The following is a 14,470-nucleotide window of genomic DNA, read 5'->3' on the forward strand; positions in this document are numbered from 1 at the left end:
ATAAAGGAGTATCAGCAAGGAATGGTCTTCCTGAACAGAAAAAGGGAGCCAGCCCACTTAAAACTTAAACTGCTCCCTGTCCGTCATTTATAGTTCTTCCAGTTCAGATTGCTTTCACCCAATAGTTCTTCAAATGATTTATTCTTCTCCCGCCGCTTTCTTTCTTCGCGTTTCTTTTCTTCTTCCGCTGCCCTTTTTTCTTGTTCAGCCTCATTAAGTTCCTTTTGCTTTTGACGAAGCTGGGACATGATATCTTGATTGATCATATCTCCAAGTTTCAATGAAGATGAATCTTTATCTTGGTTTTTGCTTTGATTTTGATTTCGCGGCTGTTTCTTTTTCATCCTTAAAACCTCCTGGCCATTTATGAAATTATTATATCACGACTGCCGTTTTCCTCGTCATGGTTTTCAAACAGTGTTTTCCCATTTCCCACATGGTAAAATAAAGAAAATCAACCTAGGAGGACCTTTCATGAAGAAATGGTGGTTTACACTCGCCGGAATCCTGTCGTATATCATCGGCGTCGGCATTTATTTTTCCAATCGGATCATGTACATGAAAAAGAAGGAAGATGATTTTATCCAGAATCGTGAAATCATGGCTAAACGACTGATCCGGGAGGATTTTGATAATCTGCCTAAAACGGAAATTTGGGTATCGTCACCATCCGGATATTCCTTGAAATGCTTGTTTATCGAACCGCATGACACCAATAAGTGGGTGATCATTTCTCATGGTGTGACGGAAAACAAAGTCAATTCGATTAAGTACATGAATATTTTTCTTAAGCGGGGCTTCAATGCGATCATTTATGACCACCGCCGGCATGGGGATTCCGGTGGCAAGACGAGCAGTTACGGACATTATGAAAAATTCGACCTGAAGGCCGTAATCGATGAATTGAAAAGACGTAAAGGTCCCGACCTTCATATTGGCATTCATGGTGAATCCATGGGGGCCGTTACCCTGCTTTTATATGCCGGAATGCTTGAAGATGGTGCTGATTTTTACATTGCCGACTGTCCATTTTCAAATTTCGAGGATCAAATCAAACACCAGCTCAAGCATGTAGTCCCATTCCCTTCCTGGACCGTGTTTCCGCTTGGGCGTACGTTCATCAAACTCCGTGACGGATATTGGACCAATGAAGTGTCCCCAATCGATTATATAAAAAATATCCGAAACCCGGTGCTCTTCATCCATAGTGAAAATGACAGTTTCATTCCCGCTTCCATGACAGCGGAATTATATGCAGCAAAAGAGGGCCCGAAGCAGCTTTACATCGCTAAAAAAGGGGCCCACGCCCAATCTTATAATGAAAATCCAAAAGAATATGAAGATCAAATCGATCAGTTTCTAAAACTTGTCTGAGAAGAAAAAAGAGGGAATCCAAGATCCCCTCTTTGCTTTTAGTCGATTTTATTAAAATAGCTCATCCTCGGATTCAAGATTTGATTCGGACTTTTTAATTGAAAGCTGTTCGCTTCCGGAACAAAGTCTATTTTCATGACTTCATCAAGAAAAATCATTTTTGATTTCTCCACATATAGCGGAATCCCGTTTGTTTCCACTTTTTCGGTACCTTCTTCAGGTTCGTTGACCCACCATAGCGCGGTCACACCGCTTACCACGCAGCCACAGCCATCAGTATCATATTTCAATTGTAAATATCCTTCTTGTCCCTGTACCTTATCGGCCATTTTCTCAGCCGCTGTTTCCGTCCATTCAATATACATGATTGCACGCCTCCCGATGTCTTTCCTTTCCCCCATTATAAACGATAAATACGCTTCTGTTAAAGAAACTGCCTTCCTTTGCAAGCGTCAGCCGACACGAAAGTCACTTTCTTCATTGACCGTGCTAACAAATGCCGATTCCTTCACGATGCCGTTTTGAAGGGCTGTCCCTTGGGAACAGCCCTTCCGCTCATCATTCCATTATCCTTACATCCGCTATATCGGAAAGCCTGATATAGTGAGCCTGCTGAAACCGATCGACGATATGAAGCTTTTGGGTGAGCTCATTATAATAATGGATCCTGCCGATTAACAGCTGATACCGGTTTCCTTCATAATGAGCAATCGTGACATCCTTTCTTTCCTCCATCGCTTCCCCCATTACCGCATTCATTTCTTCCAGTTGCTGCTCATCCAGGATGCGCTTCGTTTCATAGCCATCCTCCACCACCCAATCCCGAAGCATCTTCACATGCTCCGGCAACATCATCGATGTCCATTTGATACGGCCCCGATCACGTATCATTCTTTTCCCTCCCTTCGAAGTCAACCTTACGCCTTATGCCCACCAAGCAGCTTGCTTCGGTAAACGGCTGTACCTGCTTCTGTATACGAAACGGCACGCAATAACGATTTGGCTCCATATTTATGGCGGATTCGATCAACCGTGTAACTCAATTCCCGCTTCTTCCAGCGCGAAGCATCGAATAAAGTCAGCTGCATTTCGTTATCATCCACAATATTCGAGAGCCTGACCTCTATGCTCCGAACCGTTTTTTGCTTATAGTTCTCATGAAAAAGCTCCAGGCAAACTTTATATAACTCCATCGTAATGTTGGTCGGTTCGCTAATCGAACGCGAACGTTGGAAACCTCCGCCGAACTCGTCCTTGCTGTAACCAATGCTTAGGCTCACCGTCCTTCCTGCCTTGCGATGGGTGCGTGCCCTTCTTCCAACTTCTTCGCAAATTTCCAGCATGACCTGCTTTACCTCATGCTCCTCCTTATAATCCCGCAGCAGGATTTGACTTTTGCCGAAGCTCACCTGCCCTTCGATGATCGCTGCCCCCATATCGGATAAATCTATTCCCCACGCATGGTGGTAAAGCTGATTGCCCATAATTCCAAACTTCGCTTCAAGTAATTCAAGATCATAATTGGCAAGCTGTCCAACCGTAAATATCCCCATTCCATGAAGGGTTTTTTCTACGCGCCTGCCGATCCCCCACATTTCACGAAGCGGGGAAATCGGCCAAAGTTTGCTTGGCACATCCTCATACTTCCATTCTGCAATCCCATTATGTTTGGCTTCCAAATCAAGGCAAAGTTTTGCCATAAGCATGTTCGGTCCAATTCCAATGGCACAGGGGAGCTGTAATTCCCGTTCGATTTCATCCTTTATCTTTTCAGCTATCATCCGGGCATCTCCCCATAAAGAAACGGCACCATCGACTTTCACAAAACTTTCGTCCACACTATATACGTGAATCGCTTCTTTGGGCACATAACGGTTGAACAAGCGGGTGATTTCCGTCGAAACCCTTAAATAGGTCGCCATTTTAGGTTCAACGACGACAATCCTCGGATCATTCGGGATCTCAAACATCCGCGAACCTGTCTTGATGCCAAATTCCTTCTTCATCTTTGGGGAAGCCGCCAGCACAATGCTCCCTGTCCTCTTCAAATCACCAACCACCGCCAGATAACAATCAAGCGGGTCCAGACCAAGCATGACCGCTGAACAGCTTGCATAAAAACTTTTCATATCGATACACATAATTGATTGTTTCGGCATCGTCCCATAATCCATCATTTCTCACCCTAACAAGAATATACGTTCGCTTTTATTATATTCATAACTTTAACCGAATATACGTTCTTATTCAATGGAAGTTTTCATACAAATTTCTACTTTTTAATGTAATTTCCTTGAAAAATATAATAGATACTAAAAATGGTTTAAATACCAAATTTAAACTGAATATCCAAATAGTTTTTTTAAAAAAGAATCAATTGGCAGCTTGAATAATTTTTAATGGATCCTTTTCCTTAGTTTTTTTATATTTTTCCACCCTTTTCAACAGGCTTTCGTCTATTTTAAATTCAGTCTAACTGCTCATTTTTTGTAATGAAACTGTAACCAAAATTATGTCTAATTGTCATAATGGTATTGTAGGATAATATTGTTAACAATACTAGAGAGATAGATAGAGAGGAAATGAAAATTATGAAGAAATGGATCGCTTCAGCTGCTGTTGCATCAGCCATGATGCTAACCCCACTGCAAGCCTTTGCAAATATTGGAGACCAAACCCTCAGACCCGGAATGACACATAGCGATGTCAAACAACTACAACAACTTTTAAAAACCAAAGGTTATTTCACATATACAGGTTCACTGACTACATATTACGGCACCTATTCTACATCTGCAGTAAAAAAATTCCAAACATCTAAAGGGTTAACTGCTGACGGAATTGCCGGCCGGAACACGTTCAATGCGCTTGGTGTTTATAATGTCAACAATACAACCCTGATCAGCTATGCGAAAACCTTAATAGGCACACCCTACAAATGGGGCGGGACGACACCGACTGGATTCGACTGCTCAGGCTTCGTCTATTATGTATTCCAGAAATCACAAGGAATTACCTTGCCGCGTACAACATCATTGCTCTATTCAAATACAGGGTTAAAAGTATCTTCACCAGCTAAGGGTGATCTTGTATTCTTTAATACTTCTGGAACAGGGGTATCCCATGTTGGGATTTATATCGGAAATGGTCAATTCATCAGTGCTACGTCTTCTAAAGGAATAACCATCACGGATATGGATAATTCTTATTGGAAACCAAAATATTTAGGTGCGAAAACTTTATAAAATCCCATAAAACAACCGGACAGAATTCATAGTGATTCAGTCCGGCTGTTTTATTTTATATATAATATTTCATCCGTTAAATCCTCTACTGTCACCACGAATGAAGAGTCCAAGTTGGAACGGTTCATCATTTCGATATTATAAACATGCTCTGAGGGTAAATGGACGACTTCGAGAACCATGAAACGCTGACTTTCCGCTTTGCTGACATGATCGAGGGCAGCAGTGACCGCCCTTTGTTCGGCCAAGCTTTTTTCATCCGTCAAAACAAGAATCAGTTCCGCTTCCGCTTTCCCAGGAAATGATTCCTTCACCCCGCCCCGGTGCCATGGTTTCACTTTCATCCCGATTTCCAGGTCGGAATAATCGAGGTCATTACCATGTTGATCTTGAATGGATGTATCAGTGGTCACCTTATAATACGTCTCTTTAATCAAAATCCTTTTATCGTCAAGATCCGTAATGAAACCTTCTTCCCCCTTATCAATGGCTTCATCCATGTTCCAATCAGTGGATTGACAGCTACCCAGAATAAAGGCAACGAATATGGATATATAAAGGTTTACAATCCTCTTCATACAAATCCCTCCTACTAGAAATAGACGGATTCCCCATGAAATAGTTACCAATTCATTCAGAATAAAACTTCCGTTATTCATATAAAGGGGAATGTCAAAATTCGAACGTTGATTGAAACGTAGGGCACTCGCTTTCCGCGGGCGGTCCGGGAGCCTCCTCGGCGCCTTTGCGCCTGTGGGGTCTCCCTTGGACGCGTTTTCCCGCAGGAGTCTCGCACCTTTCGTTCCAATCAACTTTGTTTTAACAGTTAGATAAAACTCCTTTTGCCTACAGTCTTTTTTGTTTTAAAATAGAATCGCAGGTGTTTTATAATGTGTGGATCAACGAAAACGTGTTCTGCACTGATTAGCTTACTCCTGACTTACCATATACACGACCATGCACAAAAGAAGGATTCTTTCGTAAACATGAATATGTTTTCGATGAATTCTTTGACTGTTACCTTTACACGGCAGGTGAATCCTTGAAATATTCTACAACCACGAAAGAGGGTTATCGTGAGTAATAAATCACCGAAACATATTTGCTCAATGTGTTCCTTTTTAGCACAATGTACGGAAAGTAAGATTCTCTATAACTGCTTCAAATTCAATAAAAATCAAAAGGGTTTCGGAATGAGACCATTCCGAAACCCTTTTGTCAACAAACTGAGGGGAATGTCATCGACATTCCCCCTTGACTATTATTAGACCATCTTTCGCCTTCCGGCATCGAAAGTCTAGCTTACTTTTTAAAAAATGCTTTTTTTCCTAATGTTTCGGTGATCTTTGGAAACATGTTATACCATATCCCAGCAAAATTCATCCAGCCAGGGAGATTGATTTCCCTCTTATTGGTCAGCATCGCCGCTACGATTTTAGCAGCGACATCTCCAGGCTTAAGCATGAATTTTTCAACATTCTTTAAATATGTACCTGATTCATCCGCAATGTTAAAGAAATTCGTTTCTATGGGACCAGGATTGACGGTGGTCACAAAAACATGATCTTCCATCAGCTCAAGCCGAAGTGCGTTTGAATAGCCAAGAACCGCGAACTTGGTCGATGAGTACAATGTTGATTTAGGAGTGGCGATTTTACCGGCCTGTGAAGCGATATTGATGATATGCCCCGATTTTCTCTGCTTCATATACGGAAGAACCAGCTTTGTGCAGGCCATCAATCCAATGACGTTGACAGCAAACATTGCTTTCGTTTCATTTAATTCCGTATCCTGCGCTTCTTTAAACGTGCCGAAACCAGCATTGTTGACCAACACATCCACTTCACCTATTTGCGCATGGATGTCATTAAATACATTTGTCACCTGATCAGTGTCTGCCACGTCAAGCTTATAGGCATATGCATCAATCCCATATTGGGTGATCAGTTCATTCCTTAGCTGTAGTAATTTATCCATGCTTCTGGCCAAGAGGACGAGACGGCCCCCCTGCTTTGCACTTTGAATGGCAACTTCCTTGCCAATCCCTCCGGAAGCACCGGTAATAACAATGACTTTGCCTTGCAACTTATTCAAAAAAGTGAGCCTCCTTACGAACATTAAGCGATTGAATACAGAATGACCCCTGATTGGATTTCTGTTTCGACTTCACCCAAGTCTTCTAAATAGTCCAGCTGACCGACCGTTTCCGAAAGTGTCAGGCCCACTTCCTGAAGGTATACTTTCGGAAAAAGCTGCTGACATACTTCAAAGACCGATAAAGGCTTATCTTGAAGCATGCTTTTCACCTGCATGGCACGGTTATGCTGCCGCTCGAATCTATAGTGAATCAAGTCGGCAACCGCATCTCCATCCACTTCAGATCCATGTCCGGAGTAAACGGTGGATATGGAAAAATCCAATAATTTCTGAAGTGATGCATTATACTGCAGTAACGGACGAGGCCTCATGCCTCCGGGAAGTAAAGGTGGTTCCATTAATGGATTAGGTGAAATCTTGGCAAGCAAATGATCGCCAACGATCATGACCCCGTCACTTTCCCGGTAAAAGGATAAATGGCTTTGCGCATGCCCTGGAGTCTCGATCACTTTCCAGCCTGGAAGACCAGGGAGCTCATCTCCCTCAGCCAAATATCCATGCAGCTTCCGTTCACTAAGGAAACTGATTTCGTCACGGTTATGGATCAGTTTATTTTTCAGCTCTTCTGCCACTCCGAACTTTGTGGCATAATCAAGGAAAAAACGATTATGGGTTTCAAGGAATTCATCACTGATAGTCAGCCAGCGCTGATTGTTTTTGTGTCCATAAACCGGGATCTCTTTTTCAAAGAAATCGAGTCCACCAGCATGATCAGGATGATGATGGGTTAAAATGATTTGTTCGATATCAGTCAGTTTCAGACCCAAATCCCCAAGCCCGTTAGTCAAGGCTTCCTTTGATCGTTTTGTTTTCACTCCAGTATCGATTAGCGTTAAAGCATCCCCTTTAACTACATAAACATTCACATCACCCACTGCAAACGGCGTGGGCAAAGCAATTTTTGCAATATCTCCATTCCAATTCGCCATAATCTTTTCCACCTTAGAAAATTATATTTATATAAAACTTTTTATACACTAAACAGAATTCTAAGTATACTTATCATGTATAATTACCATTTTACATGTATTTTTAATTACTGTCATTATTTTCACATAATTCATGTCTATTTTTTCTCGTCCATGCATATATTATCATTGACAGAGTGCTAATATATCCTTCATAATCACAAGTAATTAAAGACGGCATGGCTTTGATTAAGGCCAAGTAAATTTTTGATGGCGTAAAGAGAGTGAAGCTTGGAATGTGCTGAAAGGCTTCATCGCCCCCTCATTATTGAACCTACCTTATGAGCCTTCAGGAAAACCTGACGTAATTCCCGCGTTAGAGGATTCAAGTGCAGCTTTTCTGTTTATTTATTATGGGAAAGTTGAACAAAGGTGGTACCACGGAAGCTAGACCTTTCGTCCTTTATTGGATGAGGGGTCTTTTTGTTTTCCAAAAAAAGGCTGAAAACTTTAAAAGAAAAAGGAGCGGGAAATATGAAAAAAATCGCGTTTATCGGAGCTGGATCGATGGCAGAAGCAATCATTTCGGGGCTGGTGACCCAACAGGTAATTGAACCAGCAAATATTTTTGTAACAAATAAATCAAATGATGATCGGTTCGATTATTTAAAGAACCAATATGGTGTAACTGCCACAAGATCGCTGCAGCTATTAGTACAGGATGCAAACCTTGTCGTGCTGGCGGTGAAACCGAAAGATATTTTAGAAACTATGCAATCAATAAAAGAATATATTCGTGAAGAAATGCTGTTCATTTCCGTTGTTGCCGGGGTTCATACAACAAGCTTGGAAGGTATCGCCAACAAGCGGTTCTCAATCGTCCGTGCCATGCCTAATACATCGGCAGCTGTAGGAAAATCAGCAACGGCCCTTGCGGCTAACTGTCATACGAAAGAAGCGCAATTACAAACGGCGATTACCCTTTTTGAAACGGTAGGTACAGTGGCAGTTGTCGACGAAACCCAGCTAGATGCGGTAACAGGCCTATCAGGCAGCGGTCCGGCTTATATTTATTACTTGGTCGAGGCATTGGAAAAATCAGCAGAAAAAATAGGTCTCGATTCCGAAACCGCTAAGCAATTGATTCTCCAGACACTGATGGGTGCGGCCGATATGTTACAGAAATCACCTAAAACGCCTGCCGTACTAAGAAAGGAAGTAACTTCACCAGGCGGAACGACTGAAGCAGGTCTGAAAGCACTTCAAGCACATCAAGTGGAAGAAGCATTCATTGCCTGTGTACAAGAAGCGACTGAGCAATCGAAGCGAATGGGCAATCAAATAAGTAAAGAACTAGCCAAATATGTAGTTTCGCAGTAAGGTGCATGATGATGATCGGCTGTTGCCAGGCAACAGCCCTTTTTTCTAAGGGGTAATCCTTCCGTAGTGTGCGTTACTTTATAATCAGCATATCATTTTCATCAAAATTCCAATCCTTGGAATACACAACCTCCCAATAGTAACCATCGGGGTCTGAAAAATATCCGCTGTACCCTCCCCAAAAAACATCGTGAGGTGATTTTTCGATTGTTCCCCCGGCCTTTTCAGCTTTGTTGATCACATCATTCACTTCTTCAATTGATTTAGCATTATAAGCAAGAGTAAGACCCGGGAAACCATTTTTCTTAGGCGGTTCTTTCTCATTGATGTCTTTTGCTAGCTCCTCTAAAGGATACAAAGCAAGTTTCGTTCCGGTATTATTAAAAAAAACGATTGCGGGTCCGTCCTCTTTAACCGTTGTATGAAATCCCAACCCGTCCCGGTAAAACCTTAATGATTCAGCAATATCCCTGACACCTAAAGTTATAATGTTGATCCTGTTCATACTGGACCTCCTTTTTCCATGTTTTAAGGGTAAATTCGACATCTACATCACATTTCCCTTTTTAGCTAGATTACCATCAGCCACGCCTTCACAAATGCTTCAAAAAGCTCCTAACAACGCTACCATTTGCAAAAAGCAATCCACGGGGAAATCCACCTTGGATTGCCCCTCATGCAAATAACGTAGGAATTCCACTTTCTTTGCCGAATGAATACATGTTTTGTCAACTGTAAAGGAATTTCCTCATACTTATCGAATTCAACAACCAAAAGGGGGAATCTCGATGAATACAAGTGCAGTTGCCCGGTTACTGAATGTTTCCCATAGTACGATTCAACGCTGGGTCACCCAATTGAACATGGAAGTAGAACGGAATCAGCTTGGCCACTACCAGTTTTCGGATGAAGACATTGCATTATTGAGAAAAATCCAAGATCAGCTGAACGAGGGCATCATTCTCCAAAAGGTAAGCATCTCAGAGAAGAAGCTTAGAAAAGCAACCATCCAGAAACACTCCGAACCGAATAAAGAACATGATCAACTGCTAGAACGCATCATCCGGCTTGAAAATGGACTGAAAACAAAAGCGGACGATGTTGTATCCTATCAGCTTTTACAGCACAGAAGTGAAATGGAAGAAATGCACAAACTCGTTAAGAAGCTTGAAGCCCGGATCGAAGCGTTAGAAAAACCAATGGGTCAAAACTTTGATTATTTCCTCGCGGCTGAAGAAGCTGCTGCCACTAAAAAGACGAAGAAAAGGCCATTCATAAAAATGATTTTTGGAAACAGAAAGAACGATAGTTCATCATGGAGCACAGCCGACAGCGATTAACATCGATTTTCTTTCATGAGAGCACCCCACGATAGCCATTTTCTTATGCAAAGCATTTCTTCAGTAATAGGACCTGATCTTATTAATTACCCCAAAATAAAAAGGCCCTGACCCAAGGTTAATCTCACCTGGGTCGGGCCTTTTCATCATCTTAAATCAACACTGCACGGTCATTGAGCATTTTTTCGCCTTTAATGCGCTGGAATTCGTTAAGCAGTTTTTCGACGGTTAGCTTCTGCTTTTCAGCGCCTCTGGCTTCAAAAATGATCTGTCCCTTATCCATCATAATCAAGGAATTTCCAAGATCGATTGCCTGCTGCATATTATGAGTCACCATCAACGTCGTTAACTGGTTCTTTTCGACGATTTCCTTCGTCAGGTTTGTAACGAGCTCTGCCCGTGAAGGATCAAGTGCTGCTGTATGTTCATCAAGTAGCAGGATTTTAGGGTCGGTGAAGGTCGCCATCAGCAATGATAGTGCCTGGCGCTCCCCTCCTGATAATAATCCCACTTTTGCAGTCATCCGATTTTCCAAGCCTAAATGAAGGGTGCCCAAACACTCTTTAAAAAGTTCTTTCCGTTTTTTTGTCACCCCAAAGCCTAAACCTCTTTTATTGGTTCTGCCATAGGCAATCGCCATATTTTCTTCAATCGTCATATGTGGTGCCGTACCCAGCATGGGATCCTGAAAAACGCGGCCAATCATTTTTGCACGGGCATGTTCTTCAATGGCCGATACGTTTTCACCATCGATGATGACTTCACCTGCATCAGGGAGAATTTTACCGGAAATCATATTCATCAACGTCGATTTACCTGCTCCATTACTTCCGATGACTGTTACAAATTCACCTTTTGTCATCTGCAGTTCCAGATTTCCAAGGGCTAACTTTTCATCTGGTGTTCCCTCATTGAAAACTTTATAAATCTGATTTAACCGAAGCATATTCTTCCCTCCCTTTCGGTAAAGTCCCATCATGGCGCATCTGTATTTCTTTAAGCCGCCTTTTCTTCCGGTTTTTTTCCTTTTGTTTATCGGAAATTTTAGGAATGACAAGTGCCCCGACCACAATAAGTGCCGTAATTAATTTAACATCACCCGTTTCAAGGAATTCTACGCGAAGGGCCAAAGTTACGACGATTCGGTAAATGATCGCCCCTCCAATGACCGCCAGCGTCGCACGTGCAATCGTTTTTGCACCAAATAGGGCCTCACCGATTATGACGGATGCCAATCCGATGACAATGATTCCAATCCCCATGCCTATATCGCTAAAACCGTTATATTGGGCAACCAAGGATCCCGAAAAAGCCACAAGTGCATTTCCGATTGCAAGTCCCAGAATCTTCATGTTGCCGGTATGGGCGGAAAAACTCTTGACCATGGCTTCATTATCACCTGTCGCACGTAAGGCAAGACCAATTTCCGTTTTTAAAAAAGCTGACATTCCAGCTTGGATGACTACAGCCACAATCAGCATAACGATTAATATGGCCCACGTTTTTGGCAGGCTGTCACCGAGACCCACGAAGGATAAAAGACCATTCAACAAATTGTCCAGCCCGGTGCCAGCCCAGGCATCCTGGATATTCGTGATAATGGTTGTTTGAGAAAGCAACGGTATGTTGGATGCTCCCATGATCCTCAAATTGATCGAATAGAGCGCGATCATCATCAAGATACCTGCCAAGAGAGGATTGATTTTCCCTTTCGTATGCAGGAAACCCGTTATCGTCCCAGCAATGAACCCTGCCACCATGGCACTCAACGTGGCAACGATCGGCGAGAAACCGTTAACGATCATAATGGCGGCAACAGAGGCCCCTGTCACAAAACTGCCTTCCACAGTCATATCCGGGAAGTCGAGAATCCTGAATGTTAAATAAACACCGAGTGCCATGATCGCATAAATCATTCCCGACTCAAAAGAGTTGAATAAGGCTGAGAACATTTTTTTCTTCCTTCCCCGAACAAAAGCAGAGTTTATTTTACAAACTCAGCATCTGCTTTCCATTCTTCTTTTATTTCAACACCCATATCTTTTGCTGCTTTTTCATTGATGACCAATTTCAGTTTTTGTGGATATTGAACCGGGATATCTCCAGGTTTTTTACCATCCTTCAGGATTTCAACCGCTTTTTGCCCCGCTTCATAACCAATATCATAGTAACTGAAGCCATATGCTGCAAAACCGCCAGCATTTACGGAATCAAGTTCGCCGACAAACAATGGGATATCTTGATCATTTGCCACGGAAATGACCGATTCCAGTGCCGAGACAACTGTATTATCAGTAATGATATAGAAAGCATCCGCTTTTCCGATTAAAGATTCGGTTGCCTGTTTAACATCCGCTGAAGTCGAGACGGATGCTTCCACGACTTTCAAACCAGCTTTTTTCGCTTCCGCTTTCACATTCTTTATTTGGACGACTGAATTTTGCTCCCCTGTATTATAGACAGTTCCAATTGTCTTCGCCCCAAGCTCTTCCGCTAGGAATTTCATTGACTTTGCAATGGCTTCAGGATGGGAATCCGTCGTACCCGTCACGTTTCCGCCTGGTTTTTCCAAAGAAGTAACAAGCTCCCCCGCTACAGGATCGGTAACCGATGTAAAGACGATTGGGATATCCTTGGTCGCATTTAAAGCACTTAGAGCACTAGGAGTCGAATTTGCAAATATCAGATCCACTTTATCCCCAACAAAATTATTGGCAATCGTCTGACTGTTGTTTTGGTCACCCTGTGCAATTTGAAGATCATATTTGGCATTGATGTCACTGTCCTTCAGTGCCGCCTGGAATCCTTCATATGCTTGATCCAGGGAATCATGCTGAACGATTTGCGTTACCCCAATGTTGAAGGTATCCTTTCCGCTTTCATCCTTTGCCGTATCTTTTTCCTTGTCATTTCCACACCCAGCCAATAATAAACCTGCGACCAATGTCATGGCTGCAGTTGAATATAATTTCTTTTTCATATTTTCCCCCCGTTTTTTCCTTATTTAAAATAATGTTTTTCTAACGACGCCAGCTTTTTTCGCTTTTATGTCCTAAATTATAATCGTTTAGTCCCAATTATTCCAATATATTTTTTAACTTTTTAGAATTTTTTGAGTTCTAGATATTAAACATGAAAAAAGCTGCTGTGAAAGGTATGGTAACTTTCACAGCAGCTTTATGAAAAATCAGTGTTCAACGACCTGGCTGACAATTTCGGTAACTGTAGCACGATCAATTTTTTCTTTGCCTTCTTTTAGGGCTTTCAATGTGGCTTTTGCCAATTCCAAGGGTATTTTACAGAATTGGATGATCTCTTTCGTTTCAATCTCTCCAATGTACGCATCGGCTAATGCAAGATTATGTTCCGTATGGGCAAGCATCTCGTCGAAACCCCAGCCATCCGGATAAAAGTTCACACCACGTTCTGCATCTTCCTCACGGTTACGCAGGATATTGACCGTTTGGAGTCCACGGCCAAATGCGATGGCAAGTTCACGGTCCGTTTCGGTTCCATCGTACCAGTTCCACATATCGGACAGCATGACCCCCACTAAACCTGCTACATAATATGTGTAATCATCGAGTTCCTCTTCATTATGGATTTGCCAGTCCTTAGTAACCCATTTTGCCATGCCTTCGGCCATTTCCTTAGTCGACTCCAAGACTTTGGATTTTGCACCGGGAGGACAAAATTCAATCCAGTCCGAAAGAAACAGGGTCACCTCGGGCAGATCATCCTTATATGGTTCAAATAACGATTGAAGATCTTCTTCCCTGAAATCCGCATCAAGCTCACTAAGAGCCTGTAACAGGGAAACCTTAATATCTGCTGGAAGACCTGGGTGGTCCTCGATCTCATCGATGGCGCGCATGCAAAGGTATGCAGCTCCAATGGCCTCTTGTAATCCCTTTGGAAGATAGCTGATCGGAATGAAAAAAGTCCGGCTTGTTTTTAGGAGAAAATCCATTGCTTTAGTATGTAGGGCACTTTTGTCAGTCATATTTACACTCCTTTAAATATCCAATGAACAATTGATTAATTATATCAAACATTGGCTTTGATT

The 14,470-nt window shown here is 42.3% G+C and carries 16 protein-coding genes and 1 pseudogene; 5 read left to right on the plus strand and 12 right to left on the minus strand.

The window, feature by feature from the left end; translation table 11 throughout:
• Positions 1–83: 83 nt before the first annotated feature.
• The gene (locus ACIQZD_RS01555) at positions 84–344 is read right to left on the minus strand and encodes a YqkE family protein (RefSeq protein ID WP_095389715.1); all 261 of its coding nucleotides are present in this window, start codon (positions 342–344) and stop codon (positions 84–86) included.
• A gap of 130 nt (positions 345–474) precedes the next feature.
• Between ACIQZD_RS01555 and ACIQZD_RS01560 the strand changes: the two genes are divergently transcribed.
• On the plus strand, positions 475–1,374 hold the full coding sequence (locus ACIQZD_RS01560) for an alpha/beta hydrolase (protein ID WP_402897518.1): 900 nt from the start codon (positions 475–477) through the stop codon (positions 1,372–1,374).
• Between the two features lie 38 nt (positions 1,375–1,412).
• On the opposite strand, the gene ACIQZD_RS01565 is transcribed toward ACIQZD_RS01560, so the two are convergent.
• The 3 genes from ACIQZD_RS01565 to ACIQZD_RS01575 all read right to left on the minus strand — a co-directional run bounded on the left by ACIQZD_RS01565 (position 1,413) and on the right by ACIQZD_RS01575 (position 3,551).
• Positions 1,413–1,739 (minus strand): iron-sulfur cluster biosynthesis family protein, encoded by a 327-nt coding sequence (locus ACIQZD_RS01565; protein ID WP_402897519.1) that lies wholly within the window; start codon positions 1,737–1,739, stop codon positions 1,413–1,415.
• A gap of 193 nt (positions 1,740–1,932) precedes the next feature.
• The gene (locus ACIQZD_RS01570; protein ID WP_101222486.1) at positions 1,933–2,265 is read right to left on the minus strand and encodes a YolD-like family protein; all 333 of its coding nucleotides are present in this window, start codon (positions 2,263–2,265) and stop codon (positions 1,933–1,935) included.
• A gap of 26 nt (positions 2,266–2,291) precedes the next feature.
• Complete coding sequence (locus ACIQZD_RS01575) at positions 2,292–3,551, minus strand: Y-family DNA polymerase (RefSeq protein ID WP_402897521.1); 1,260 nt, start codon at positions 3,549–3,551, stop codon at positions 2,292–2,294.
• Between the two features lie 414 nt (positions 3,552–3,965).
• Between ACIQZD_RS01575 and ACIQZD_RS01580 the strand changes: the two genes are divergently transcribed.
• The gene (locus tag ACIQZD_RS01580) at positions 3,966–4,619 is read left to right on the plus strand and encodes a C40 family peptidase (protein WP_402897523.1); all 654 of its coding nucleotides are present in this window, start codon (positions 3,966–3,968) and stop codon (positions 4,617–4,619) included.
• 50 nt (positions 4,620–4,669) lie between these two features.
• On the opposite strand, the gene ACIQZD_RS01585 is transcribed toward ACIQZD_RS01580, so the two are convergent.
• On the minus strand, positions 4,670–5,197 hold the full coding sequence (locus tag ACIQZD_RS01585) for a DUF3221 domain-containing protein (RefSeq protein ID WP_402897525.1): 528 nt from the start codon (positions 5,195–5,197) through the stop codon (positions 4,670–4,672).
• 350 nt (positions 5,198–5,547) lie between these two features.
• On the opposite strand from ACIQZD_RS01585, the pseudogene ACIQZD_RS01590 reads away from it, so the two are divergent.
• A pseudogene (locus ACIQZD_RS01590) lies at positions 5,548–5,764 on the plus strand (IS5/IS1182 family transposase); the annotation flags it as partial.
• A 157-nt stretch (positions 5,765–5,921) separates the two neighbouring features.
• Here ACIQZD_RS01590 and ACIQZD_RS01595 read toward each other — a convergent pair.
• On the minus strand, positions 5,922–6,713 hold the full coding sequence (locus ACIQZD_RS01595; RefSeq protein WP_241663219.1) for an SDR family NAD(P)-dependent oxidoreductase: 792 nt from the start codon (positions 6,711–6,713) through the stop codon (positions 5,922–5,924).
• Between the two features lie 23 nt (positions 6,714–6,736).
• Entirely contained in the window at positions 6,737–7,705 is a 969-nt protein-coding gene (locus tag ACIQZD_RS01600) for an MBL fold metallo-hydrolase (RefSeq protein WP_402897527.1), read from the minus strand.
• A 513-nt stretch (positions 7,706–8,218) separates the two neighbouring features.
• On the opposite strand from ACIQZD_RS01600, the gene proC reads away from it, so the two are divergent.
• Positions 8,219–9,064, plus strand: a complete 846-nt coding sequence (proC, locus tag ACIQZD_RS01605; protein ID WP_133347699.1) for a pyrroline-5-carboxylate reductase — start codon at positions 8,219–8,221, stop codon at positions 9,062–9,064.
• Positions 9,065–9,137: 73 nt separating this feature from the next.
• Here proC and ACIQZD_RS01610 read toward each other — a convergent pair whose 3' ends face one another.
• Positions 9,138–9,569: a VOC family protein gene (locus ACIQZD_RS01610; protein WP_402897530.1), complete on the minus strand. Its 432-nt coding sequence runs from the start codon at positions 9,567–9,569 to the stop codon at positions 9,138–9,140.
• A gap of 283 nt (positions 9,570–9,852) precedes the next feature.
• On the opposite strand from ACIQZD_RS01610, the gene ACIQZD_RS01615 reads away from it, so the two are divergent.
• Positions 9,853–10,404 carry a MerR family transcriptional regulator gene (locus ACIQZD_RS01615; RefSeq protein ID WP_402897532.1) on the plus strand — a complete coding sequence of 184 codons (552 nt, stop codon included), beginning with the start codon at positions 9,853–9,855 and terminating at the stop codon, positions 10,402–10,404.
• Positions 10,405–10,555: 151 nt separating this feature from the next.
• On the opposite strand, the gene ACIQZD_RS01620 is transcribed toward ACIQZD_RS01615, so the two are convergent.
• From ACIQZD_RS01620 to ACIQZD_RS01635, 4 genes are all read right to left on the minus strand, one after another.
• Positions 10,556–11,350, minus strand: coding sequence for an ABC transporter ATP-binding protein (locus tag ACIQZD_RS01620; protein WP_137016145.1), 795 nt, complete (start codon positions 11,348–11,350; stop codon positions 10,556–10,558).
• Positions 11,325–12,356, minus strand: a complete 1,032-nt coding sequence (locus ACIQZD_RS01625; protein WP_402897534.1) for an ABC transporter permease — start codon at positions 12,354–12,356, stop codon at positions 11,325–11,327. The genes ACIQZD_RS01620 and ACIQZD_RS01625 overlap by 26 nt, the downstream gene beginning before the upstream one ends.
• Positions 12,357–12,388: 32 nt before the next feature.
• Positions 12,389–13,384, minus strand: a complete 996-nt coding sequence (locus tag ACIQZD_RS01630) for an ABC transporter substrate-binding protein (protein WP_101222497.1) — start codon at positions 13,382–13,384, stop codon at positions 12,389–12,391.
• Between the two features lie 207 nt (positions 13,385–13,591).
• Positions 13,592–14,407 carry a squalene/phytoene synthase family protein gene (locus tag ACIQZD_RS01635; protein ID WP_230176986.1) on the minus strand — a complete coding sequence of 272 codons (816 nt, stop codon included), beginning with the start codon at positions 14,405–14,407 and terminating at the stop codon, positions 13,592–13,594.
• Positions 14,408–14,470 lie beyond the last annotated feature (63 nt).

This window comes from Peribacillus sp. NPDC096447 (assembly GCF_044762725.1).
Lineage (GTDB): Bacteria > Bacillota > Bacilli > Bacillales > DSM-1321 > Peribacillus.